Raw genomic sequence first — 23,824 nt, 5'->3', positions numbered from 1 at the left:
CCTAACCCTCTCCCCAAAGGGGCGAGGGGATGGTCCGTGCGCTTTTGTGGCTGCAACTGCAATCGCCAATCATTGCACGGTGTGCCCCCTCTCCCTTTCAGGGAGAGGGTTGGGGTGAGGGTAAAATACGGTGATAATCCCACTACCTTCCCTAAAAACGGGGAAAACTGCGCCCGCTCATGTTGAGTCATCGATTTCAAGTATGACGATTTTAAGTATTCGTCATACTGATAACCTGTTCTGGATCAATAGATGGGCAGTCGGATGGGCGGATCAGTTAAGCGAATCGACCCATTGCACCGCGTCGGTGGTGAGCGTAAAGGGGGTAGGGGTGCAGATCGCCAGACTTAAATTTTCAAGCTGACAATGGCTGACAGACAGCGAGGACTGATAGGTGCTGTCTACGCTGACGATTTGCCAGGCGCTGCCGCCACGCTGTTTAACGATGGCTTCTTTGCGTGTCCAGATGCGCCAGAACATTTCCAGTTGCTGATCAGGATGCACAGCGTCCATTTCGGCATGTTCCCCGAGGCTAAACACCGTGTTTGCCAGCCAGTGCCAGTTGGCGCGCGGGCGAATCACTTCGATATCGCAGCCAACTTCGCCTTCATCGCTCAATAGCAGGGCGATATCGTCACCGCTATGACTTAAGTTGAACCATAGCGGGGTTTCCGGCGCGAATGCGGGTTTGCCCTGTTCACCGTAGATGATGTCCGGTAGCGGAGAAAGCACGTGTGAAAGCAATGCACGTCCCGCCAGCCAGCGTTCGCGTCGTGGACCTTGCGGTGCTTGATCGCGTAAAGCCGGTGGCAGTGGAACTGCGCTTAAGGTCGAAACTTTCCCCAGAACTATCCGATACATATCAGAGCCAACGTTTAATGGAAAAGGAAAGTGCGTATCGTATCACTTGTCGCCTCATCCCGGTAACCGACTTTTCGGTCGTCCCGGTCCCAGTAAAATCGCCAGTTTGCTGCCGCCTTTGGTGGTTTCCATCCAGATTTTACAGACGCTGGTTAATGGCACCGAAAGCAACATACCCACCGGACCGAGTAACCATCCCCAGACCAACAAAGAAAGAAATACCACCAGAGTGGACATTCCCAGTCGATGCCCCATCATCCGTGGCTCTAAAATATTGCCGATGACCATATGGACAACTAAAAACAGTGCACCGACCAGAATACATTCGTAAACGCCATTAAACAGCAACACCTGAATCATTGGCGGTACGGCGGAGATCACCGCGCCAATATTGGGAACGTAGTTGAGCAAAAACGCCAGTACCGCCCACATCAGCGCAAACTGTACGCCCATTAGCGCCAATCCCAGCCAGACGATGACGCCTGTCCATAAACTGAGCAGCGTCTTCAATGCAAGATAGTGCGAAACACCTTTTAAGGCGCGGTGTAGTCCGGCGATGTGAATCTGTGGATTATTCAACGCAAAACGCATTTTGTAAGGCACGTGGCGCACTTCAAACAGCATGAAAACTACGGTCATCACCAGCAGAAGCACGCTCGCCATTGCGCCGGAAAGCCCGGTCATCAGCGCCGTGGTGAAGGCGACAACTTTTTCCGAATCCATCCGCTGAAGCATTCGTTCGGGCGACATATGCAGATTAAGAAACGGTAACATCTCTTGTAATTTAAACAGCTTACGGGTCAGTTCCTTATTAAACTTCGGCAGCATAGAGATAAATTCGTTAAACGATGCCGCCAGTACGCCGACCAGCGCAGTAAGTGCTATCAGCATCACCACCACCACAATGGTAATGGCAATGGGGCGTTGTACTCCACGACGAATAAACCAGGTGACCAACGGATTGAGGACAATGGCGAAAAAGAGCGCCAGTAGCAGTTGCACAATGATATCTGCCGCTGCGTGAATGCCGGCGAGAATCACTACCAGCGAGGCCAGCTTGAGCAGAATATGCATTCCTGTTTTATCCGGTTGAAGGGTTTCCATTGGGGCTTCCTTGTGACTTTTTGTATTAAGTGTAGCGGGAGTCACGCCAGCAATATTCTGATTCTTACTGCTGATTTTCACGCCAGCCCGTGGTAAAAATGAAACACTGTTGTAAAAATGTGGTGATCCTCATGCCCGAACCCGTTGCCGAACCCGCGCTAAACGGATTGCGTCTTAACCTGCGCATTGTCTCCATTGTCATGTTTAACTTCGCCAGCTACCTCACCATCGGGTTGCCGCTCGCCGTATTGCCGGGCTATGTCCATGATGTGATGGGATTTAGTGCCTTCTGGGCGGGTTTAGTTATCAGCCTGCAATATTTCGCTACTTTGCTGAGTCGTCCACATGCCGGGCGTTACGCCGATTTGCTGGGACCCAAAAAGATAGTCGTCTTCGGGTTGTGCGGCTGCTTTTTGAGCGGGCTGGGGTATCTGACAGCAGGATTAACCGCCAGCCTGCCCGTCATCAGCCTGTTATTACTTTGCCTGGGGCGCGTGATCCTCGGAATTGGACAAAGTTTTGCCGGAACCGGATCGACACTGTGGGGCGTTGGCGTGGTTGGCTCGCTGCATATCGGGCGGGTAATTTCGTGGAACGGCATTGTCACTTACGGGGCGATGGCGATGGGCGCGCCGTTGGGCGTGCTGTTTTATCACTGGGGCGGGTTGCAGACGCTGGCATTAATCATTATGGCCGTGGCGCTGGTGGCCATTTTGTTGGCGATCCCGCGTCCGTCGGTGAAAGCCAGCAAAGGCAAGCCACTGCCGTTTCGCGCGGTGCTTGGGCGCGTCTGGCTGTATGGCATGGCGCTGGCACTGGCTTCTGCCGGATTTGGCGTCATCGCCACCTTTATCACACTGTTTTATGACGCTAAAGGTTGGGACGGTGCGGCCTTCGCGTTGACGCTGTTTAGTTGTGCGTTTGTCGGTACGCGACTGTTATTCCCTAACGGCATTAATCGTATCGGCGGCTTAAACGTGGCGATGATCTGCTTTAGCGTTGAGATAATCGGCCTGCTATTGGTTGGCGTAGCCACCGTACCGTGGATGGCGAAAATCGGCGTCTTACTGGCGGGGGCGGGTTTTTCGCTGGTGTTCCCGGCACTGGGCGTGGTGGCGGTAAAAGCGGTGCCGCAGCAGAATCAGGGGGCGGCGCTGGCAACCTATACCGTTTTTATGGATTTATCGCTGGGTGTGACCGGGCCGCTGGCAGGGCTGGTAATGAGTTGGGCTGGCGTGCCGGTGATTTATCTGGCTGCGGCGGGGTTGGTAGCAATCGCGTTATTGCTGACGTGGCGATTAAAAAAACGGCCTCCGGAACACGTTCCTGAGACCGTCTCATCATCTTAAAATTTACTGAATAACCAGCGTATTAATGATGTTTTCTGCGGTGGTCTGCGCTTTTTGCTGATCGTCAGCTGGCAGCGTGATTTGCATGGTCAGCAGTTGATTACCCACGTTACCCAGAATGACGGAAGAGTACGCCGTCTGGCCTTTCGCGGAGATAATGCTGTCTAACTGCTGCATTTTGTGACCTTTCAGCTCAATAGATTTGTTGGTCACCACTTGCAGTTGCGGATCGCGGCTACGTTGCTGATCTTCCAGACGCTTCGCCAGCACAGCCAGATCTTCTTTCGGGTCATCGCCCATGATGACGATGACTGCTTTCTGCCCGGTGGCGTCGGACCAGACGTGCATGTTATTGGCTTGCGTTCCCAGCTTACCGCTCTGGTCGGTCATATCTGCTGGCAGCGAGAAACTTAGCTTGCCATCAAGCAGGTTGACGGGATTTGCGGCAGCGTTACTTTCCGCGACAGTGCCTTCCGCCGTAGCGTTAGTGTCTTTATCATCACAGGCCGCAAGCCCCATAACCAGCAGGCCAATTCCGACATATTTAACCAGATTGCGCATTGACTTCTTCCTTATCGATAAACGGCCATAACGGCTCATTCATCCATCTTATCACAACTCTGATAACGAACCTTTAACTGGCCTGCAAAGCGTTGATTTCGGATTTATCTGCCAGTCTTTTCAATAGCATATTGAGTAATACGCCATACATTGGCAGGAAGAAAACCATGCTGATTAACACTTTGAAACAGTAATCAACCAGCGCGATTTCCATCCAGTGCTCGGCCATAAAAGCATCCGGGCTGCGCCAGAAAGCAATGAAGAAGAAAGCCAGCGTATCGCTGACGTTACCAAACAGTGTGGAAGCCGTCGGAGCCAGCCACCAGCGACGACTCTGACGCAGGCGGTTAAAAACGTGCACGTCGAGGATCTGCCCCAGCGCGTAGGCCATAAAGCTGGCGGTAGCGATACGGGCGACAAACAGGTTGAAGTGGGCGAGAACGCCGAATCCCTGCCATGAACCCATATAAAACAGTGATGAGATGACGTAGGAGATCAGCAATGCGGGGATCATCACCGCAAAGATGATGCGACGAGCCAGCGGCGCGCCAAAAACACGCACAGTCAGGTCGGTAGCAAGAAAAATAAACGGAAAGCTAAACGCGCCCCAGGTGGTATGAAAACCGAAAATAGAGACCGGAAGCTGTACCAGATAGTTACTGGAGGTGATCACCAACAGGTGAAATAACGATAACCAGAACAACGCCTTATAGCGTTGAGTTTGTGAGAAAGCGTTCATATTGTACCTTTTTGATTAGCCATTGGGGTGAGGGAACCCAATACGTACGACACGTTATTTTATAGTGAGATAATAACGTGCTTACCCTTTTTTCGAGCCGCCGCATGATACTGCTTTGGCTTGACAATGCAATGGTTAATTTTCACGCAATCGTTAACCTGGTTTGCTAACGGACTCACAGGGCGTAAACTAGCGCCGTTTTTTTATGTGATGAGAAGAAAATGACCGATCTCTTTTCCAGCCCTGACCACACACTCGACGCACTTGGCCTGCGCTGCCCGGAACCGGTGATGATGGTGCGCAAAACGGTGCGCAATATGCAGCCAGGCGAAACGTTGCTGATTATTGCCGATGATCCGGCCACGACCCGCGATATTCCTGGGTTTTGTACCTTTATGGAACATGAACTGGTCGCCAAAGAGACGGATGGACTGCCTTATCGTTATTTGATTCGTAAAGGCGGTTAATGGGGGAAGATTGGCTTCGATGCCGCCTTTTCCCCTCACCCTCTCCCCAGAGGAGCGAGGGGATCGATCGCGTCCAATTTTGCGATCGGTTTGCAGGCTGTCCCCATTACTTTCTGCGCAACAATCTTAACGCATTCGCCGTCACCAGCACCGTTGCTCCCGTATCTGCCAGCACAGCCAGCCACAGGCCGGTTATTCCTAAAAGCGTGGTGACAAGGAAGATCCCTTTCAGCCCCAGCGCAATGGTGATGTTCTGGCGGATATTAGCGTGAGTCGCGCGTGCCAGCTCAATCATTTGTACCAGACCGCGCAGGTGGTTATGCGTTAATGCTGCGTCGGCGGTTTCCAGCGCCACGTCTGTGCCGCTGCCCATAGCAATCCCAATGGCGGCAGCTTTCATTGCTGGCGCGTCGTTAATGCCGTCGCCGACCATCGCCAGCGGCGCACGTTGGTTCAGCTCGGTCACCGCTTTGACTTTATCTTCCGGTAGTAATCCGGCTTTAAATTCCAGCCCCAGTTCACCGGCAATCGCTGCCGCTGCGCGTGGATTATCGCCGGTGAGGATCACCCCTTTGACGCCCAGAGAGTTCAGTTCACTGATGGCAGTGGCGGCATCGGCGCGCAGGGTATCCTGCAATGCAATGACACCCAGCACGTCATCGTTACGCACTACCAGCACTACCGTTTGCCCGGCGCTTTCCAGTTCGTTAATCAAACCGGCAAATGCCTCGGCTGGATGTTTCCCGGCAGCGCATATCAACACGCGCTCACCGTTAACCAGTGCTTCAATGCCAGAGCCAACCAGCGCCCGCTGTGACTGGGCGGCGGGAATGGCGAGTTCAGCAACCTGTGCTTCGCGCACAATGGCTTGCGCCAGTGGATGCGTCGCGCCTTGCTCGACCGCCGCCGCCAGTGTCAGCAGTTCAGATTCGCTAACGCCCGTTGCCGGATGAATCGCGGTAACGCGCGGTTTGCCGACGGTCAGCGTACCGGTTTTATCAAACGCCACCTGGGTAACACGACCTAGCTGTTCCAGCGCCGCGCCGCCTTTAATTAACGCTCCACGACGTGCCGCTGCTGCCAGTCCGGAGGTAATCGCTGCAGGCGTGGAGATAACTAACGCACACGGGCAACCAATCAGCAGCAGCGTCAGGCCTTTATAAATCCACTCCTGCCAGCTTGCGGCAAATAGCAGTGGTGGCACCAGCGTTACCAGCAGGGCGACGGCCATAATCGCGGGTGTGTAGATACGGCTAAAACGGTCGATAAATCGCTCAATGGGTGCGCGGCGTTCTTCAGCCTCTTCGATCAGCTTCAGAATGCGGTCAATGGCACTGGCACCCGGTTCTGACAGCACTTCCAGCGTCACCAGACGGTCTACGCTGGTGGCGCCTGCAGGAACTTTATCGCCCGTTGCGCGCTCCACCGGAATGGATTCGCCGGTCAGGGCGCTTTCATCAAAACTGGCAAACGGTGAGAGCAGTTTACCGTCGGCAGGCAAACGCCCACCTGCCGCAACTTCAATCACATCGCCAGGGCGCAGGCTATTGATCGCCACCTCTTCCCGCTCACCGTTACGCAGACGCGTGGCGGTTTCTGGCTTCAGCGCCATTAACGCGCTGACCCCTTGACGTGCGCGGCTGGCGGCCCAGCCTTCCAGTCGTTCGCCAATCAAAAACAGCAGCAACACCATCGCAGCTTCTGCCGTTGCGCCAATAAACAGCGCGCCAATGGCGGCTACGCTCATTAAGGTTTCAATGGCGAAGTAGCTGCCGGATTTGATCAGCCGTAATGCCTGACGAGCAATCGGGTACAGACCAACCAGCGTGGTCGCGATAAACGCCAGTTGACCGAACGGATGATTAAATTGCTCCAGCCCCCAACTGATTACCATCATCACAATAAGCGTAATCAGCGGCAGATTCTCTTTCAGGCGTGATTCTTGTGGTTCGTCGGTGGCCTGTTCATCGCGCAGGGAATAGCCTGCTTTTTGCACCGCCGATTCAACCTGGGCACGGATGTCATTGTCGGCATCGACCACCAGTTTTTCGGTGGCGAACAACACCTGCACCTGATTCACACCTGCAAGCTGGCGCACGGCATTTTCCACTTTGCGTGCGCAGGCGGCACAGTCCATGCCGCTGACTTTCCAGCTATAGCGGGTGCCGGAGACGTTTTCAGAGAGTGTTGGCGTGCTGGAACATGCGCCGTCGCAGCAACAGTCGTTGGCATTCTGTGCCGGGGTTAGCGGTTTGAACGCGGCAAATTGAGGGACTTTTTTGCCGTGATTGTCGGGAGTCGACATGGCATCCTCCGGTTAAGTTTTTCTCATTAACCGAAGGATACACTCTGGAGTCGACTCCAGAGTCAAGTTTTATCAGAGATACAGCGAGCGGACGATGAGGAAGTGACCGGCAAAGTAGCAAGCCGCAGCAATAGCGTTATCCGCACGGAAGCGGCGGCGATAGTGGCTACCCAGCCAGACAAAGTTACTGATAAACAGCAACGAAGCGCCCATAAAGGCCGAGAGTGCCGGAGCGGTCGGACGGAAGAACCACAGTTCACCTGCCAGCCACACCATCACCAGCGTCATACCGATAAAAGTACAGACAGGCCAACGGAACTCCTCCAGACGCGTCCAGATAATGGCCAGCAATAGCGCGCCCAGAACCAGCAGTACCAGTGGCAGAGGCCAGAAGAAAGAGAGCGTCATCTGGCTGGCGAAATAGATGGTGTACAACAGGTGTGAGAGGAAAAATGTGCCGATAGCGTACATCAGACGCTGACGTGGCAATAGCGTTAGCGCATCGCCCAGCAGTGAGGCACACAGCCCCGCCAGCACAAGATAGCTAATAGCGTCGAACATCGGCGCTTGCCACGCCAGCAATAGCAGGAGAAGAAGGGTTAACGGTTTAAATACCCAGCGTTGCCAGGTTGGCCCACGGTACGATGCATCCACAGATAGCCATGCGGAAAGACAGACAGCGATAAACGACCAAAGCATCTTAGTTCCTTGAATTCGTTATTTTTTCGTAAGCGGAATGCCTACGGTCTTGCTATTCAGTTTAGTGGCGAGGATGGACGGATGACAACACCATAACTGGCAGGGTATGCTTATTTCCGCATTTTCCGATGAGGGATAAAGATGAGCAAACCACCTCTTTTCTTTATTGTTATCATTGGCTTAATTATCGTCGCCGCATCGTTTCGTTTTATGCAACAGCGGCGGGAAAAAGCTGATAATGATATGGCACCGCTCCAGCAAAAGCTGGTGGTGGTGAGTAACAAGCGGGAAAAACCGATTAACGATCGACGTTCGCGCCAGCAGGAAGTGACTCCGGCAGGCACCAGTATGCGCTATGAGGCGAGCTTCAAACCGCAAAGCGGCGGACTGGAGCAGACGTTCCGCCTCGACGCCCAGCAGTACCATGCCCTGACAGTGGGCGATAAAGGTACACTGAGCTATAAAGGAACGCGCTTTGTCAGCTTTGTTGGCGACAAATAAGATTATTTTTTAACTTTAAATTTCTTCTGCCAGACCAGCAGTTCAAACACGCCGAAAAGGAAAATACGTACCTTTTCGGCGGTGGTCATCTGCGGGCCATCTTTCGGCAAGGTCGATTTTAACAGCGCCAGTTGCATACCATGCATCAGCACGGTAAAAATCAGCGCCACGTTAACGAAAATATTCAGCGGGCGTGGGAATGGTTGAAAAAGATTGAGGATCAAAAATCCCCAAACGCAGAGCATTAACAAACGTCCAATATTAATCAGCATCACTTTCTCCTTGTGTTTCACGCTGATACAGCCGATAAGCGACCTGACCAGCCACTTTTTCGCGATATAACGACCAGTTGGCAGGAACGGCGGGCAGGCCATTTTCTACTTCACTTTCAACATATACCCAGGCTTCATCAGCCAGCCAACCGTTGTTTTCCAGTAAATTAATGGTTTCTTCCAACAAGCCACGGCGGAACGGAGGGTCAACAAACACAATATTATGCGGCGTTCCTTTTTGCATTAGAAAAGACATCGCATTGGTGTTCACGACTCGCGCATTGCCTGCTTTCAGCGTCGCGAGATTCTTGGTTAATTGCTGAGATACCGCGCGATCCATCTCAACCAGCGTAGCTTCCGCAGCGTAGCGTGACAAGGCTTCCAGCCCCAGCGCACCGCTACCTGCGAAGCAGTCCAGGCATTGCGCATCAACAATGACCGGCGCCAGCCAGTTAAACAGCGTTTCGCGCACGCGATCGGTGGTAGGACGTAGACCTGGGCTATCAGGAACCGGGAGTTTACGGCCTCGCCACTGCCCACCAATAATGCGGATTTGACCGCTGCCGGAATGATTCGGTTTTTTCATGGTAAATTGCTCAATCCGCCAGATAACACATACTTGCAGGCGGTGATGTGGATTAAGTTAAGTGGTAGACTATTTCATCATTTTTTTAGCTGCTATGTACATAGCGTTAACGCTGTGCCATGAAGCAACAGCGAGGAGTGTAGTCGCAGATGGCGAAAGAAAAAAAACGTGGCTTTTTTTCCTGGCTGGGCTTTGGTCAAAAAGAGCAGACCCCGGAAAAAGAGACAGAAACCCAAAACGAACAACCGGTTGTAGAAGAAATCGTCCAGGCGCAAGAGCCTGCGAAAGTTGCTGAACAACCCGTTGAAGAACAGCCGCAGGCGCATACTGAAGCTGAGGCGGAAACTTTTGCTGCCGACGTTGTGGAAGTCACTGAACAGGTTGTTGAAAGTGAAAAAGCGCAACCTGAAGCGGTTGTCGAGCCGGAAGTTATTGCAGAACCGGAGCCGATAGTTGAAGAAACGCCAGCGTCGGTAGTTGAACCTGAAGTCACGCCAGAGCCAGTGGCTATCGAGCGTGAAGAGCTGCCGCTGCCAGAAGACGTTAAAGTCGAAGAAGTTTCGCCAGAAGAGTGGCAGGCCGAAGCGGAAACCGTGGAGATTGTCGAAGCGGCGGAAGAACAAGCAGCGAAAGAAGAAATCACCGACGAAGAGCTGGAAGCACAGGCGCTGGCTGCTGAAGCGGCAGAAGAGGCGGTGATGGTCGTTCCGCCGGCAGAAGAAGATCAGCCGGTGGAAGAGGTAGCCCAGGAGCAGGAAAAACCAACCAAAGAAGGTTTCTTCGCTCGCCTGAAACGCAGCCTGCTGAAAACTAAAGAAAACCTCGGTTCCGGATTTATCAGCCTGTTCCGTGGTAAAAAAATCGACGATGATCTGTTTGAAGAGCTGGAAGAGCAATTGCTCATCGCCGATGTGGGCGTGGAAACCACGCGCAAAATCATCACCAATCTGACTGAAGGCGCGACCCGCAAACAGCTTCGCGATGCTGAGGCGCTCTACGGTCTGCTGAAAGAAGAGATGGGTGAGATTCTGGCGAAGGTCGATGAACCGCTGAATGTCGAAGGTAAAACACCGTTCGTGATTCTGATGGTAGGCGTCAATGGCGTGGGTAAAACCACGACTATCGGTAAGCTGGCGCGTCAGTTTGAACAACAAGGTAAATCGGTCATGCTGGCGGCGGGCGATACTTTCCGTGCAGCAGCGGTTGAACAGCTTCAGGTCTGGGGTCAGCGCAACAATATTCCGGTGATTGCCCAGCATACCGGCGCGGATTCCGCCTCAGTTATCTTCGACGCTATTCAGGCCGCTAAGGCGCGTAATGTTGATGTCCTGATTGCCGATACCGCCGGACGCTTGCAGAACAAATCGCACCTGATGGAAGAGCTGAAGAAAATCGTCCGCGTGATGAAGAAACTCGACGTTGAAGCGCCGCATGAAGTTATGCTGACTATCGATGCCAGCACTGGGCAGAATGCGGTAAGCCAGGCCAAACTGTTCCATGAAGCCGTCGGCTTAACCGGCATCACGTTAACTAAACTGGACGGCACGGCGAAAGGCGGAGTAATTTTCTCGGTGGCTGACCAGTTTGGTATTCCTATTCGCTATATTGGTGTCGGCGAACGTATTGAGGATTTGCGTCCGTTTAAGGCGGACGACTTTATAGAGGCACTTTTTGCCCGAGAGGATTAACAATGATTCGCTTTGAACATGTCAGCAAGGCTTATCTCGGTGGGAGACAGGCGCTGCAGGGCGTTACGTTCCATATGCAGCCGGGTGAGATGGCGTTTCTGACCGGTCATTCCGGCGCAGGGAAAAGTACCCTCCTGAAGCTGATCTGTGGGATTGAGCGGCCCAGCGCCGGGAAAATCTGGTTTAGCGGCCATGACATCACGCGTCTGAAAAACCGTGAAGTTCCGTTTCTGCGCCGCCAGATTGGCATGATTTTCCAGGACCACCATCTACTGATGGATCGTACTGTCTACGATAATGTGGCGATCCCGTTGATTATCGCCGGTGCCAGCGGTGACGATATTCGTCGTCGTGTATCGGCGGCGCTGGATAAAGTCGGGCTACTGGACAAAGCGAAGAACTTTCCGATTCAGCTTTCTGGCGGTGAACAACAACGCGTTGGCATTGCCCGCGCGGTGGTTAACAAACCAGCGGTACTGCTGGCGGACGAACCGACCGGTAACCTTGACGACGCGCTGTCGGAAGGAATTTTACGCCTGTTTGAAGAGTTTAACCGCGTTGGGGTAACGGTATTGATGGCAACGCACGACATCAACCTGATTTCGCGGCGTTCCTATCGTATGCTCACCCTGAGCGATGGTCACTTGCATGGAGGCGTGGGCCATGAATAAGCGCGATGCAATCAATCATATCCGGCAGTTTGGCGGACGTCTGGATCGCTTCCGTAAATCGGTCGGCGGCTCAGGCGACGGTGGTCGTAACGCGCCGAAACGCCCGAAATCCTCGCCAAAACCGGTAAATCGCAAAACTAACGTTTTCAACGAACAGGTGCGTTATGCGTTCCACGGCGCTTTGCAGGATCTCAAAAGCAAACCGTTCGCTACGTTTTTAACGGTGATGGTCATCGCCATTTCCCTGACGCTGCCAAGCGTCTGCTACATGGTGTACAAAAACGTTAACCAGGCGGCGACGCAGTATTATCCCTCACCGCAAATCACCGTTTATCTGCAAAAAACGCTGGACGATGACGCAGCAGCGGGTGTGGTGGCACAGTTACAGGCCGAACAGGGCGTGGAGAAAGTGAACTATCTTTCTCGTGAGGACGCGTTGGGCGAGTTCCGTAACTGGTCTGGTTTTGGCGGCGCGCTGGACATGCTGGAGGAAAACCCACTTCCGGCTGTGGCGGTGGTGATCCCAAAACTCGATTTTCAGGGGACGGAGTCGCTGAATACGTTGCGTGATCGCATCACGCAAATTAACGGCATCGATGAAGTACGAATGGACGATAGCTGGTTTGCCCGTCTGACCGCACTGACTGGGCTGGTAGGGCGTGTTTCGGCGATGATCGGCGTGCTGATGGTGGCGGCAGTGTTCCTGGTTATCGGCAACAGCGTGCGTCTGAGCATATTTGCCCGCCGCGACTCCATCAACGTGCAGAAACTGATTGGCGCGACGGATGGTTTCATACTTCGCCCGTTCCTGTATGGTGGCGCGCTGCTGGGATTTTCTGGCGCATTGTTGTCATTAATTTTGTCAGAAATTCTGGTGCTGCGTTTGTCATCGGCGGTTGCGGAAGTGGCGCAGGTATTCGGAACGAAGTTTGATATCAATGGTTTATCGTTCGATGAATGCCTGCTGCTGCTGCTGGTGTGTTCGATGATTGGCTGGGTGGCAGCATGGCTTGCCACGGTACAACATTTACGGCACTTTACGCCGGAATAATAAAATCGTGTTATACTCTTTCCCTGCAATGGGTTCCGTAGCAGGGAAAGAGACCCCGTTGTCTCTTCCCGGTATTTCATCTCTATGTCACATTTTGTGCGTAATTTATTCACAAGACAGCATTGAACTTGTGGATAAAATCACGGTCTGATAAAACTGTGAATGATAATCTCGTTGCTCTTAAGCTCTGGCACAGTTGTTGCTACCACTGAAGCGCCAGAAGATATCGATTGAGAGGATTTGAATGACTGACAAAATGCAAAGTTTAGCTTTAGCCCCTGTTGGCAACCTGGATTCTTACATCCGGGCAGCTAACGCGTGGCCGATGTTGTCGGCTGACGAGGAGCGGGCGCTGGCTGAAAAGCTGCATTACCATGGCGATCTGGAAGCAGCTAAAACGCTGATCCTGTCTCACCTGCGGTTTGTTGTTCATATTGCTCGTAATTATGCGGGCTATGGCCTGCCACAGGCGGATTTGATTCAGGAAGGTAACATCGGCCTGATGAAAGCAGTGCGCCGTTTCAACCCGGAAGTGGGTGTGCGCCTGGTCTCCTTCGCCGTTCACTGGATCAAAGCAGAGATCCACGAATACGTTTTGCGTAACTGGCGTATCGTCAAAGTTGCGACCACCAAAGCGCAGCGCAAACTGTTCTTTAATCTGCGTAAAACCAAGCAGCGTCTGGGCTGGTTTAACCAGGATGAAGTCGAAATGGTGGCTCGCGAACTGGGCGTAACCAGCAAAGACGTCCGTGAGATGGAATCGCGTATGGCGGCACAGGACATGACTTTTGACATGTCTTCCGACGACGATTCCGACAGCCAGCCGATGGCTCCGGTGCTCTATCTGCAGGATAAATCATCTAACTTTGCCGACGGCATTGAAGATGATAACTGGGAAGAGCAGGCGGCAAACCGTCTGACCGACGCGATGCAGGGTCTGGACGAGCGTAGCCAGGATATCATCCGCGCGCGCTGGCTGGACGAAGATAACAAATCTACGTTGCAGGAACTGGCTGACCGTTACGGCGTTTCCGCTGAACGTGTACGTCAGCTGGAAAAGAACGCGATGAAAAAACTTCGCGCTGCCATTGAAGCGTAATTTCCGCTATTAAGCAGAGAACCCTGGATGAGAGTCCGGGGTTTTTGTTTTTTGGGCCTCTACAATAATCAATTCCCCCCTCCGGCAAAACGCCAATCCCCACGCAGATTGTTAATAAACTGTCAAAATAGCTATTCCAATATCATAAAAATCGGGTATGTTTTAGCAGAGTATGCTGCTAAAGCACGGGTAGCCATGCATAAAACGAAATAAAGTGCTGAATAACAACATCACAACACACGTAATAACCAGAAGAATGGGGATTCTCAGGATGAATATAAAGGGTAAAGCGTTACTGGCAGGATGTATCGCGCTGGCATTCAGCAATATGGCTCTGGCAGAAGATATTAAAGTCGCGGTCGTGGGCGCAATGTCTGGTCCGGTGGCACAGTATGGTGACCAGGAGTTTACTGGCGCAGAACAGGCGGTTGCGGATATCAACGCCAAAGGCGGCGTTAAAGGCAACAAACTGCAAATCGTAAAATATGACGATGCCTGTGACCCGAAACAGGCCGTAGCCGTGGCGAACAAAGTGGTTAACGACGGCATTAAATATGTCATTGGTCACCTCTGTTCTTCATCAACACAGCCAGCGTCTGACATTTATGAAGACGAAGGCATTTTAATGATCACCCCAGCGGCAACCGCGCCAGAGCTGACAGCCCGTGGCTATCAGCTGATCCTGCGCACCACCGGTCTGGATTCCGACCAGGGGCCGACGGCGGCAAAATATATTCTTGAGAAAGTGAAACCGCAGCGTATTGCTATCGTTCACGACAAACAACAGTACGGCGAAGGTCTGGCGCGTGCGGTGCAGGACGGCCTGAAGAAAGGCAATGCTAACGTAGTGTTCTTTGATGGCATCACCGCTGGGGAAAAAGATTTCTCGACGCTGGTGGCACGCCTGAAGAAAGAGAATATCGACTTCGTTTACTACGGCGGTTATCACCCGGAAATGGGGCAGATCCTGCGTCAGGCGCGCGCGGCGGGGCTGAAAACTCAGTTTATGGGGCCGGAAGGTGTGGCTAACGTCTCGCTGTCTAATATCGCGGGCGAGTCAGCGGAAGGACTGCTGGTGACCAAGCCGAAGAACTACGATCAGGTTCCGGCGAACAAACCGATTGTTGACGCGATCAAAGCGAAAAAACAGGATCCAAGCGGCGCATTCGTCTGGACCACCTACGCGGCGCTGCAATCTTTGCAGGCGGGGCTGAATCAGTCTGACGATCCGGCGGAGATCGCCAAATACCTGAAAGCGAACTCGGTTGATACGGTGATGGGGCCACTGACCTGGGATGAGAAAGGTGACCTGAAAGGCTTTGAGTTCGGTGTGTTTGACTGGCACGCCAACGGCACGGCGACCGATGCGAAGTAACAGATAGATAAATGAAAATGCCCGATGAGCTGAACCGCCATCGGGTTTTTTTGTGTTTGTCGAAATGGTTGTAGAAAGATTAAACAATCCAGGATATGCTTAATGTACGGTAGAATTCCGTACATATTTATAAGTAGCAGGAGAGTTTACATGTCTGCTGTTAAAAAGCAGCGTATCGATCTGCGTTTAACTGACGATGACAAAAGTCTAATTGAGGAAGCGGCGGCGATATCTAATCAGTCCGTCAGCCAATTTATGTTGAATAGTGCCTCGCAGCGGGCTGCAGAAGTGATTGAACAGCATCGGCGAGTGATCCTTAATGAGGAGTCCTGGACGCGGGTGATGGATGCGCTGAGTAATCCGCCGTCACCAGGTGAAAAGTTAAAACGTGCGGCAAAACGTCTTCAGGGAATGTAATAATTTATGGATGATCTGACGATAGAGATTCTGACCGATGATGCAGATTATGATCTACAGCGATTCGACTGCGGCGAAGAAGCCTTAAATCTCTTTCTGACGACACATCTGGTTCGTCAGCATCGCAATAAAATTCTGCGAGCGTACATCCTTCGTGCCAACACGGCAGAACGTCAGGTCCTGGGATATTACACATTATCCGGCAGTTGTTTTGAACGAGCCGCATTGCCCTCGAAATCGAAACAGAAAAAAATTCCCTACAAAAATATTCCCAGCGTCACTCTTGGGCGTCTGGCAATTGATCGTTCAATACAGGGGCAGGGATGGGGAGCAACACTGGTTGCTCATGCCATGAAAGTCGTCTGGTCAGCCTCTTTAGCGGTAGGTATTCACGGTCTTTTTGTCGAGGCGCTGAATGAAAAAGCCCAGACGTTTTATCAGTCGCTGGGCTTTATCCCGTTGGTCGGAGAAAACGAAAATGCGTTATTTTTTCCAACCAAATCCATAGAACTGCTTTTTACACAGAGCGATTAACGCTTCTCCCAACCGCCCTGCTGTGCCGTAAACCCCTGTGCTTGCATAAACGCTGTCATCACGCCGCGATCTTCCACGCCAGCATCCGCCATCCACCAGGATGAAACGCCGGGATTATCACGTAACACTTCTTCCAGCAGATATTGCCCTACGCCGCGTCGGCGGGTGACTTCCCGTACACGCAGGGAATCCATCGCTCCCTCGGTGCCGCTTAAGGTTACTCGCACGGCAGCGAGCAGGCGCTCGTTAAAACGCGCGGCGTAAATACGGTGGGAATCGTCAACCTGTAAAGAGGAAGGAGAATACTCCGGCCAGATCTTTTGCAGGTCAATCCGATCCTGGTCGCTAAAGTTTTCTAATCGAATGATGGTCAGCTTCATGGGGAACCCGTACAAATCACAAAAGTGGAACCAGTGTAGCGAAATAATTTAATCGGAGGCTTTCTCTTTTTTATTTCTTTTGGCAGGTGATTAATTTTTTTTCAGCAATAATTACAAATTAAAAACATTATAGAATGAAAATTGTCCAGCATAATCCCCTGAATGGTAGTGAATTATTCCGCCCTTTGTACCGTTATTTTATGCTGACAACGGCGCTTTTTTCTGTTTATCTATCAATTAATTCAGAATATTATCTGTTCTTAATCGACTGAAAAATAGAGATTTTAATCGATATCATCACAAAAAACTGCGCTAAACCCTTAATCGGACAGGCAAAAACAGCGCAGTATAAAAAAGAACAGTCTGATTTGTTAACACATAAAAAACAAAGCAACACAACATTACGAGTGGGGATTTTTGACTATGAAACGGAATGCGAAAACTATCATCGCAGGGATGATTGCACTGGCAATTTCACACACTGCTTTAGCCGACGATATTAAAGTTGCCGTTGTCGGCGCGATGTCCGGCCCGATTGCCCAGTGGGGTGATATGGAATTTAACGGCGCGCGTCAGGCGATTAAAGACATTAATGCCAAAGGGGGAATTAAGGGCGATAAGTTGGTTGGCGTGGAATATGACGACGCCTGCGACCCAAAACAAGCCGTTGCGGTCGCCAACAAAATCGTTAACGACGGCATTAAATACGTTATTGGCCATCTGTGTTCCTCTTCTACCCAACCTGCGTCAGATATCTATGAAGATGAAGGTATCCTGATGATCTCGCCGGGGGCGACTAACCCGGAGCTGACTCAACGCGGTTATCAACACATCATGCGTACTGCCGGGCTGGACTCTTCCCAGGGGCCAACGGCGGCAAAATACATTGTTGAGACGGTGAAGCCTCAGCGTATCGCCATCATTCACGACAAACAACAGTATGGCGAAGGGCTGGCGCGTTCGGTGCAGGACGGGCTGAAAGCGGCTAACGCCAACGTCGTCTTCTTCGACGGCATTACCGCTGGCGAGAAAGATTTCTCCGCGCTGATCGCCCGCCTGAAAAAAGAAAACATCGACTTTGTTTACTACGGTGGTTACTACCCGGAAATGGGGCAGATGCTGCGCCAGGCGCGTTCCGTTGGCCTGAATACTCAGTTTATGGGGCCGGAAGGTGTAGGTAATGCGTCGCTGTCGAACATTGCCGGCGATGCCGCCGAAGGCATGTTGGTCACCATGCCAAAACGCTATGACCAGGATCCGGCAAACAAAGGCATCGTTGATGCGCTGAAAGCGGACAAGAAAGATCCGTCCGGGCCTTATGTCTGGATCACCTACGCGGCGGTGCAATCTCTGGCAACTGCCCTTGAGCGTACCGGCAGCGATGAGCCGCTGACACTGGTGAAAGATTTAAAAGCTAACGGTGCAAACACCGTGATTGGGCCGCTGAACTGGGATGAAAAAGGCGATCTGAAGGGATTTGATTTTGGTGTCTTCCAGTGGCACGCCGACGGTTCATCCACGGCAGCCAAGTGATCATCCCACCGTCCGTGAAATGCGGGCGGGTTTAGAAAGGTTACCTTATGTCTGAGCAGTTTTTGTATTTCTTGCAGCAGATGTTTAACGGCGTCACGCTGGGCAGTACCTACGCGCTGATAGCCATCGGCTACACCATGGTTTACGGCATTATCGGCATGATCAACTTCGCCCACGGCGAGGTTTACATGATTGGCAGCTACGTCTCCTTTATGATCATCGCTGCACTGATGATGATGGGCATTGATACCGGCTGGCTACTGGTAGCGGCGGGGTTTGTCGGCGCAATCGTCATTGCCAGCGCCTACGGCTGGAGTATCGAACGGGTGGCCTATCGCCCGGTACGTAACTCTAAGCGCCTGATTGCGCTCATCTCGGCAATCGGTATGTCCATCTTCCTGCAAAACTACGTCAGCCTCACCGAAGGTTCGCGCGACGTGGCGCTGCCCAGCTTGTTTAACGGTCAGTGGGTGGTGGGTCATAGCGAAAACTTCTCTGCCTCTATTACCACCATGCAGGCGGTGATCTGGATTGTCACCTTCCTCGCCATGCTGGCGCTGACGATTTTCATTCGCTATTCCCGCATGGGGCGCGCGTGTCGTGCCTGCGCGGAAGATCTGAAAATGGCGAGCCTGCTTGGCATCAACACCGACCGGGTGATTGCGCTGACTTTTGTGATTGGCGCGGCGATGGCGGCGGTGGCGGGCGTTCTGCTCGGTCAGTTCTACGGCGTGATTAACCCCTATATCGGCTTTATGGCCGGGATGAAAGCCTTTACCGCAGCGGTGCTCGGTGGGATTGGCAGTATTCCGGGGGCGATGATTGGCGGGTTGATTCTGGGGATTGCGGAGGCGCTCTCTTCGGCTTATTTGAGTACGGAATATAAAGATGTGGTCTCATTTGCCTTACTGATTCTGGTTCTGCTGGTGATGCCGACAGGTATTCTGGGTCGTCCGGAGGTAGAGAAAGTATGAAACCGATGCATATTGCAATGGCGCTGCTTTCTGCCGCTATGTTCTTTGTTCTGGCGGGCATCTTTATGGGCGTGCAACTGGAACTGGATGGCACCAAACTGGTGGTTGACAGTGCTTCAGACATCCGTTGGCAGTGGGTATTTATCGGCACGGCGGTGGTCTTTTTCTTCCAGCTTGTGCGACCCGCTTTCCAGAAAGGGCTAAAAAGCGTTTCAGGGCCGAAGTTTATTCTGCCAGCGATTGATGGTTCCACGGTGAAGCAAAAGCTGTTCCTCGTGGCGCTGCTGATGCTTGCGGTGGCATGGCCGTTTATGGTGTCACGTGGGACGGTGGATATCGCCACCCTGACCATGATCTACATTATCCTCGGCCTCGGGCTGAACGTGGTGGTAGGGCTTTCTGGTTTGCTGGTGCTCGGTTACGGCGGCTTTTACGCCATCGGCGCTTACACCTTTGCGCTGCTCAATCACTATTACGGTCTTGGCTTCTGGACTTGCCTGCCGATTGCCGGATTAATGGCAGCGGCGGCGGGCTTCCTGCTCGGCTTCCCGGTGCTGCGTCTGCGCGGTGACTATCTGGCGATCGTTACCCTCGGTTTCGGCGAAATTGTGCGCATATTGCTGCTCAATAACACCGAAATTACCGGTGGTCCGAACGGTATCAGCCAGATCCCTAAACCGACCTTCTTCGGCCTTGAGTTCAGCCGTACCGCCCGCGAAGGCGGCTGGGATACGTTCAGTAATTTCTTTGGCCTGAAATACGATCCCTCCGATCGCGTCATCTTCCTCTACCTGGTGGCCTTGCTGCTGGTAGTGTTCTCTTTGTTCGTCATTAACCGCCTGCTGCGGATGCCGCTGGGGCGTGCGTGGGAAGCGTTGCGTGAAGACGAGATCGCCTGCCGTTCGCTGGGCTTAAGCCCACGTCGTATCAAGCTGACCGCCTTTACCATCAGCGCCGCGTTTGCGGGTTTTGCCGGAACGCTGTTTGCTGCGCGCCAGGGCTTTGTCAGCCCGGAATCCTTCACCTTTGCCGAATCGGCATTTGTGCTGGCGATAGTGGTGCTCGGCGGTATGGGATCGCAGTTCGCGGTGATCCTGGCGGCAATTTTGCTGGTGGTGTCGCGCGAGTTGATGCGTGATTTCAACGAATACAGCATGTTAATGCTCGGTGGTTTGATGGTGCTGATGATGATCTGGCGTCCGCAGGGCTTGCTGCCCATGACGCGCCCGCAACTGAAGCTGAAAAACGGCGAAACGAAAGGAGAGCAGGCATGAATCAGCCATTATTATCTGTTAACGGCCTGATGATGCGCTTCGGCGGCCTGCTGGCGGTGAATAACGTCAATCTCGAACTGTACCCGCAGGAGATCGTCTCGTTAATCGGCCCTAACGGTGCCGGAAAAACCACGGTCTTTAACTGCCTGACCGGATTCTACAAACCCACTGGCGGCGCCATTTTACTGCGCGATCAGCATCTGGAAGGTTTGCCGGGGCAGCAAATTGCCCGCATGGGCGTGGTGCGAACCTTCCAGCATGTGCGTCTGTTCCGTGAAATGACGGTGATTGAAAACCTGCTGGTGGCGCAGCATCAGCAACTGAAAACCGGGCTGTTCTCTGGCCTGTTGAAAACGCCTTCTTTCCGTCGCGCCCAGAGTGAAGCACTCGACCGCGCCGCCACCTGGCTTGAGCGTATTGGTTTGCTGGAACACGCCAACCGTCAGGCGAGTAACCTGGCCTATGGTGACCAGCGCCGTCTGGAGATCGCCCGCTGCATGGTGACGCAGCCGGAGATTTTAATGCTCGACGAACCTGCGGCAGGTCTTAACCCGAAAGAAACGAAAGAGCTGGATGAGCTGATTGCCGAACTGCGCAATCATCACAACACCACTATCTTGTTGATTGAACACGATATGAAGCTGGTGATGGGAATTTCGGACCGAATTTACGTGGTCAATCAGGGGACGCCGCTGGCAAATGGTACGCCGGAGCAGATCCGTAATAACCCGGACGTGATCCGTGCCTATTTAGGTGAGGCATAAGATGGAAAAAGTCATGTTGTCCTTTGACAAAGTCAGCGCCCACTACGGCAAAATCCAGGCGCTGCATGAGGTGAGCCTGCATATCAATCAGGGCGAGATTGTCACGCTGATTGGCGCGAACGGGGCGGGGAAAACCACCTTGCTCGGCACGTTATGCGGCGATCCGCGCGCCACCAGCGGGCGAATTGTGTTTGATGATAAAGACATTACCGACTGGCAGACGGCGAAAATCATGCGCGAAGCGGTAGCGATTGTCCCGGAAGGGCGTCGTGTCTTCTCACGAATGACGGTGGAAGAGAACCTGGCAATGGGCGGCTTCTTTGCCGAACGCGACCAGTTTCAGGAGCGCATAAAGTGGGTGTATGAGCTGTTCCCGCGTCTGCATGAGCGCCGTATTCAGCGGGCGGGCACCATGTCCGGCGGTGAGCAGCAGATGCTGGCGATAGGTCGCGCGCTGATGAGCAACCCGCGCTTGCTACTGCTTGATGAACCCTCGCTCGGGCTGGCGCCGATTATCATCCAGCAAATTTTCGACACCATCGAACAACTGCGCGAGCAGGGGATGACCATTTTCCTCGTCGAGCAGAACGCTAACCAGGCGCTGAAGCTGGCGGATCGCGGCTACGTACTGGAAAACGGCCATGTAGTGCTCTCCGATACCGGCGACGCGCTGCTGGCGAACGAAGCGGTGAGAAGCGCGTATTTAGGCGGGTAATAACACGTTGATTGATAAGGAGTCAAAAGACTCCTTTGAGACAGCTGACAAATGTAAAAATGCCTGATGCGCTGCGCTTATCAGGCCTACTGGGTGAGTTGCAATATATTGAATTTGTACGATCTTGTAGGCCTGATAAGGCGTTTACGCTGCATCCGGCATGAAACGATGAGCAATCTGTAGAGTTTGATTCAGACCTTCTATATTTTCCCGCTTATCCGTGTCCCATCTCCCATTTTCCCTCACCCGCGCCGTCACTGCCTTGTCATCTTTCTGACACCTTACTATCTTACAAATGTAACAAAAAAGTTATTTTTCTGTAATTCGAGCATGTCATGTTACCCCGCGAGCATAAAACGCGTGAATTCGCGCATTCGGTACAACAAGAGAGATAAACGATGAAACCGTTACATTATACAGCTTCAGCACTGGCGCTCGGACTGGCGTTAATGGGGAATGCACAGGCAGTGACGACCATTCCGTTCTGGCATTCTATGGAAGGGGAACTGGGTAAAGAGGTGGATTCTCTGGCTCAACGTTTTAACGCCGAAAACCCGGATTACAAAATTGTACCGACCTACAAAGGCAACTACGAACAGAATTTAAGCGCGGGGATTGCCGCATTTCGTACCGGCAACGCGCCGGCTATTTTGCAGGTTTATGAAGTTGGCACCGCTACCATGATGGCGTCGAAAGCCATTAAACCGGTATATGACGTGTTTAAAGAGGCGGGGATTCAATTCGATGAATCGCAGTTTGTGCCGACGGTTTCCGGTTACTACTCCGACAGCAAAACCGGCCACTTACTCTCCCAGCCGTTCAACAGCTCGACCCCCGTACTCTATTACAACAAAGACGCCTTCAAGAAAGCAGGATTAGACCCGGAACAGCCGCCGAAAACCTGGCAGGATCTGGCGGACTATGCCGCAAAACTGAAAGCCTCCGGTATGAAGTGCGGCTACGCCAGCGGCTGGCAGGGCTGGATCCAACTGGAAAACTTTAGCGCCTGGAACGGTCTGCCGTTTGCCAGCAAAAACAACGGTTTTGACGGCACGGACGCGGTGCTGGAGTTCAACAAGCCGGAGCAGGTGAAACACATCGCCATGCTCGAAGAGATGAACAAGAAGGGTGATTTCAGCTACGTCGGGCGTAAGGATGAATCCACCGAGAAGTTCTATAACGGTGATTGCGCGATGACCACCGCCTCTTCCGGTTCGCTTGCCAACATTCGCGAGTACGCCAAATTCAACTATGGCGTAGGCATGATGCCTTACGACGCTGACGCGAAAGATGCGCCACAAAATGCCATTATCGGCGGAGCCAGCCTGTGGGTGATGCAGGGCAAAGATAAAGAAACGTATACCGGCGTGGCTAAGTTCCTCGACTTCCTCGCGAAGCCAGAAAACGCTGCTGAGTGGCATCAGAAAACCGGTTATCTGCCGATCACCAAAGCGGCGTATGACCTGACCCGTGAGCAGGGCTTTTACGAGAAAAACCCAGGGGCGGATACCGCGACGCGTCAGATGCTGAACAAACCGCCGTTGCCGTTCACCAAAGGGCTGCGTCTGGGCAACATGCCGCAGATCCGCGTGATTGTGGATGAAGAGCTGGAGAGCGTGTGGACCGGCAAGAAGACGCCACAGCAGGCGCTGGATACTGCCGTTGAGCGTGGGAATCAGTTACTGCGCCGCTTTGAGCAGTCTACTAAGTCTTAATTCTCTTACCCTCACCCTACCCCTCTCCCTAAGGGAGAGGGAACCGATCGGCGTGGTGGGAAAGTGCCGTGTCGGTTTGTCACTTCGTACTGAAGGCGAAGGGAACCACCCGGCGTGGTAGAGCGAAGTTGACTCAATGGCAAAACGCCGCACCGCCTTTCTCCCTCGCCCCTTTGGGGAGAGGGTCGGG

Annotated in this window: 25 protein-coding genes; 16 read left to right on the top strand and 9 right to left on the bottom strand. The window is 52.8% G+C overall.

Annotated features, from left to right (window positions below):
- Positions 1-273: 273 nt before the first annotated feature.
- On the bottom strand, positions 274-861 hold the full coding sequence (acpT, locus tag EQY_RS0119560) for a 4'-phosphopantetheinyl transferase AcpT (RefSeq protein ID WP_000285798.1): 588 nt from the start codon (positions 859-861) through the stop codon (positions 274-276).
- A gap of 54 nt (positions 862-915) precedes the next feature.
- Complete coding sequence (locus EQY_RS0119555; protein ID WP_010348517.1) at positions 916-1,965, bottom strand: AI-2E family transporter; 1,050 nt, start codon at positions 1,963-1,965, stop codon at positions 916-918.
- 98 nt (positions 1,966-2,063) lie between these two features.
- On the opposite strand from EQY_RS0119555, the gene EQY_RS0119550 reads away from it, so the two are divergent.
- The gene (locus EQY_RS0119550) at positions 2,064-3,314 is read left to right on the top strand and encodes an MFS transporter (RefSeq protein ID WP_123058185.1); all 1,251 of its coding nucleotides are present in this window, start codon (positions 2,064-2,066) and stop codon (positions 3,312-3,314) included.
- A 3-nt stretch (positions 3,315-3,317) separates the two neighbouring features.
- Here the strand turns inward: EQY_RS0119550 and dcrB are convergent, their stop codons facing one another.
- Together dcrB and EQY_RS0119540 are read right to left on the bottom strand one after the other, a co-directional pair.
- Positions 3,318-3,875: a phage sensitivity protein DcrB gene (dcrB, locus tag EQY_RS0119545; RefSeq protein WP_001245286.1), complete on the bottom strand. Its 558-nt coding sequence runs from the start codon at positions 3,873-3,875 to the stop codon at positions 3,318-3,320.
- A gap of 73 nt (positions 3,876-3,948) precedes the next feature.
- Positions 3,949-4,614 carry a 7-cyano-7-deazaguanine/7-aminomethyl-7-deazaguanine transporter gene (locus EQY_RS0119540; RefSeq protein WP_000991084.1) on the bottom strand — a complete coding sequence of 222 codons (666 nt, stop codon included), beginning with the start codon at positions 4,612-4,614 and terminating at the stop codon, positions 3,949-3,951.
- 221 nt (positions 4,615-4,835) lie between these two features.
- Between EQY_RS0119540 and tusA the strand changes: the two genes are divergently transcribed.
- Positions 4,836-5,081 (top strand): sulfurtransferase TusA, encoded by a 246-nt coding sequence (tusA, locus tag EQY_RS0119535; RefSeq protein ID WP_000130621.1) that lies wholly within the window; start codon positions 4,836-4,838, stop codon positions 5,079-5,081.
- A gap of 106 nt (positions 5,082-5,187) precedes the next feature.
- On the opposite strand, the gene zntA is transcribed toward tusA, so the two are convergent.
- Both zntA and EQY_RS0119525 read right to left on the bottom strand, forming a co-directional pair.
- The gene (gene zntA / locus EQY_RS0119530; protein ID WP_000106612.1) at positions 5,188-7,386 is read right to left on the bottom strand and encodes a Zn(II)/Cd(II)/Pb(II) translocating P-type ATPase ZntA; all 2,199 of its coding nucleotides are present in this window, start codon (positions 7,384-7,386) and stop codon (positions 5,188-5,190) included.
- Positions 7,387-7,458: 72 nt separating this feature from the next.
- A complete protein-coding gene (locus EQY_RS0119525; RefSeq protein ID WP_000964727.1) occupies positions 7,459-8,085 on the bottom strand; it encodes a lysoplasmalogenase in 627 nt (208 codons plus the stop codon).
- A 141-nt stretch (positions 8,086-8,226) separates the two neighbouring features.
- Between EQY_RS0119525 and EQY_RS0119520 the strand changes: the two genes are divergently transcribed.
- Entirely contained in the window at positions 8,227-8,586 is a 360-nt protein-coding gene (locus EQY_RS0119520; RefSeq protein WP_000042879.1) for a DUF2500 domain-containing protein, read from the top strand.
- A gap of 2 nt (positions 8,587-8,588) precedes the next feature.
- Here EQY_RS0119520 and EQY_RS0119515 read toward each other — a convergent pair whose 3' ends face one another.
- A complete protein-coding gene (locus tag EQY_RS0119515; protein WP_001517271.1) occupies positions 8,589-8,858 on the bottom strand; it encodes a DUF1145 family protein in 270 nt (89 codons plus the stop codon).
- The gene (gene rsmD / locus EQY_RS0119510; RefSeq protein ID WP_000743185.1) at positions 8,848-9,444 is read right to left on the bottom strand and encodes a 16S rRNA (guanine(966)-N(2))-methyltransferase; all 597 of its coding nucleotides are present in this window, start codon (positions 9,442-9,444) and stop codon (positions 8,848-8,850) included. The genes EQY_RS0119515 and rsmD overlap by 11 nt, the downstream gene beginning before the upstream one ends.
- A gap of 149 nt (positions 9,445-9,593) precedes the next feature.
- On the opposite strand from rsmD, the gene ftsY reads away from it, so the two are divergent.
- From ftsY to ataT, 7 genes are all read left to right on the top strand, one after another.
- Positions 9,594-11,132 (top strand): signal recognition particle-docking protein FtsY, encoded by a 1,539-nt coding sequence (ftsY, locus tag EQY_RS0119505; RefSeq protein WP_001040606.1) that lies wholly within the window; start codon positions 9,594-9,596, stop codon positions 11,130-11,132.
- Between the two features lie 2 nt (positions 11,133-11,134).
- On the top strand, positions 11,135-11,803 hold the full coding sequence (ftsE, locus tag EQY_RS0119500) for a cell division ATP-binding protein FtsE (protein ID WP_000617723.1): 669 nt from the start codon (positions 11,135-11,137) through the stop codon (positions 11,801-11,803).
- Entirely contained in the window at positions 11,796-12,854 is a 1,059-nt protein-coding gene (ftsX, locus tag EQY_RS0119495; RefSeq protein WP_001042014.1) for a permease-like cell division protein FtsX, read from the top strand. The genes ftsE and ftsX overlap by 8 nt, the downstream gene beginning before the upstream one ends.
- Before the next feature lie 244 nt (positions 12,855-13,098).
- Positions 13,099-13,953, top strand: coding sequence for an RNA polymerase sigma factor RpoH (gene rpoH, locus EQY_RS0119490; protein ID WP_000130220.1), 855 nt, complete (start codon positions 13,099-13,101; stop codon positions 13,951-13,953).
- 271 nt (positions 13,954-14,224) lie between these two features.
- On the top strand, positions 14,225-15,328 hold the full coding sequence (gene livJ / locus EQY_RS0119485; RefSeq protein WP_001022009.1) for a branched chain amino acid ABC transporter substrate-binding protein LivJ: 1,104 nt from the start codon (positions 14,225-14,227) through the stop codon (positions 15,326-15,328).
- A gap of 150 nt (positions 15,329-15,478) precedes the next feature.
- Entirely contained in the window at positions 15,479-15,745 is a 267-nt protein-coding gene (ataR, locus tag EQY_RS0119480) for a type II toxin-antitoxin system antitoxin AtaR (protein WP_001277103.1), read from the top strand.
- A gap of 6 nt (positions 15,746-15,751) precedes the next feature.
- Positions 15,752-16,279, top strand: a complete 528-nt coding sequence (gene ataT / locus EQY_RS0119475) for a type II toxin-antitoxin system toxin acetyltransferase AtaT (protein ID WP_000342456.1) — start codon at positions 15,752-15,754, stop codon at positions 16,277-16,279.
- Here ataT and panM read toward each other — a convergent pair.
- Positions 16,276-16,659: an aspartate 1-decarboxylase autocleavage activator PanM gene (panM, locus tag EQY_RS0119470; protein ID WP_000778811.1), complete on the bottom strand. Its 384-nt coding sequence runs from the start codon at positions 16,657-16,659 to the stop codon at positions 16,276-16,278. The two genes, ataT and panM, sit on opposite strands and share 4 nt — an antisense overlap.
- 423 nt (positions 16,660-17,082) lie before the next feature.
- Here panM and livK point away from each other — a divergent pair, with 423 nt between their 5' ends.
- The 6 genes from livK (at position 17,083) to ugpB (ending at position 23,634) form a co-directional block, all read left to right on the top strand.
- Positions 17,083-18,192 carry a high-affinity branched-chain amino acid ABC transporter substrate-binding protein LivK gene (livK, locus tag EQY_RS0119465; protein ID WP_000827692.1) on the top strand — a complete coding sequence of 370 codons (1,110 nt, stop codon included), beginning with the start codon at positions 17,083-17,085 and terminating at the stop codon, positions 18,190-18,192.
- Positions 18,193-18,239: 47 nt separating this feature from the next.
- The gene (livH, locus tag EQY_RS0119460; protein WP_001295111.1) at positions 18,240-19,166 is read left to right on the top strand and encodes a high-affinity branched-chain amino acid ABC transporter permease LivH; all 927 of its coding nucleotides are present in this window, start codon (positions 18,240-18,242) and stop codon (positions 19,164-19,166) included.
- Entirely contained in the window at positions 19,163-20,440 is a 1,278-nt protein-coding gene (livM, locus tag EQY_RS0119455) for a branched chain amino acid ABC transporter permease LivM (protein ID WP_000803773.1), read from the top strand. The genes livH and livM overlap by 4 nt, the downstream gene beginning before the upstream one ends.
- Entirely contained in the window at positions 20,437-21,204 is a 768-nt protein-coding gene (gene livG, locus EQY_RS0119450; protein WP_001075508.1) for a high-affinity branched-chain amino acid ABC transporter ATP-binding protein LivG, read from the top strand. The genes livM and livG overlap by 4 nt, the downstream gene beginning before the upstream one ends.
- A gap of 1 nt (position 21,205) precedes the next feature.
- Positions 21,206-21,919, top strand: coding sequence for a high-affinity branched-chain amino acid ABC transporter ATP-binding protein LivF (gene livF, locus EQY_RS0119445; RefSeq protein ID WP_000416891.1), 714 nt, complete (start codon positions 21,206-21,208; stop codon positions 21,917-21,919).
- Positions 21,920-22,317: 398 nt separating this feature from the next.
- A complete protein-coding gene (ugpB, locus tag EQY_RS0119435) occupies positions 22,318-23,634 on the top strand; it encodes a sn-glycerol-3-phosphate ABC transporter substrate-binding protein UgpB (protein WP_000803191.1) in 1,317 nt (438 codons plus the stop codon).
- Positions 23,635-23,824 lie beyond the last annotated feature (190 nt).

Origin of the sequence: Escherichia sp. TW14182 (genome assembly GCF_000208525.1) — a bacterium.
GTDB classification, from domain to species: domain Bacteria; phylum Pseudomonadota; class Gammaproteobacteria; order Enterobacterales; family Enterobacteriaceae; genus Escherichia; species Escherichia ruysiae.
This window is presented reverse-complemented; position numbering and strand designations above follow the sequence as displayed.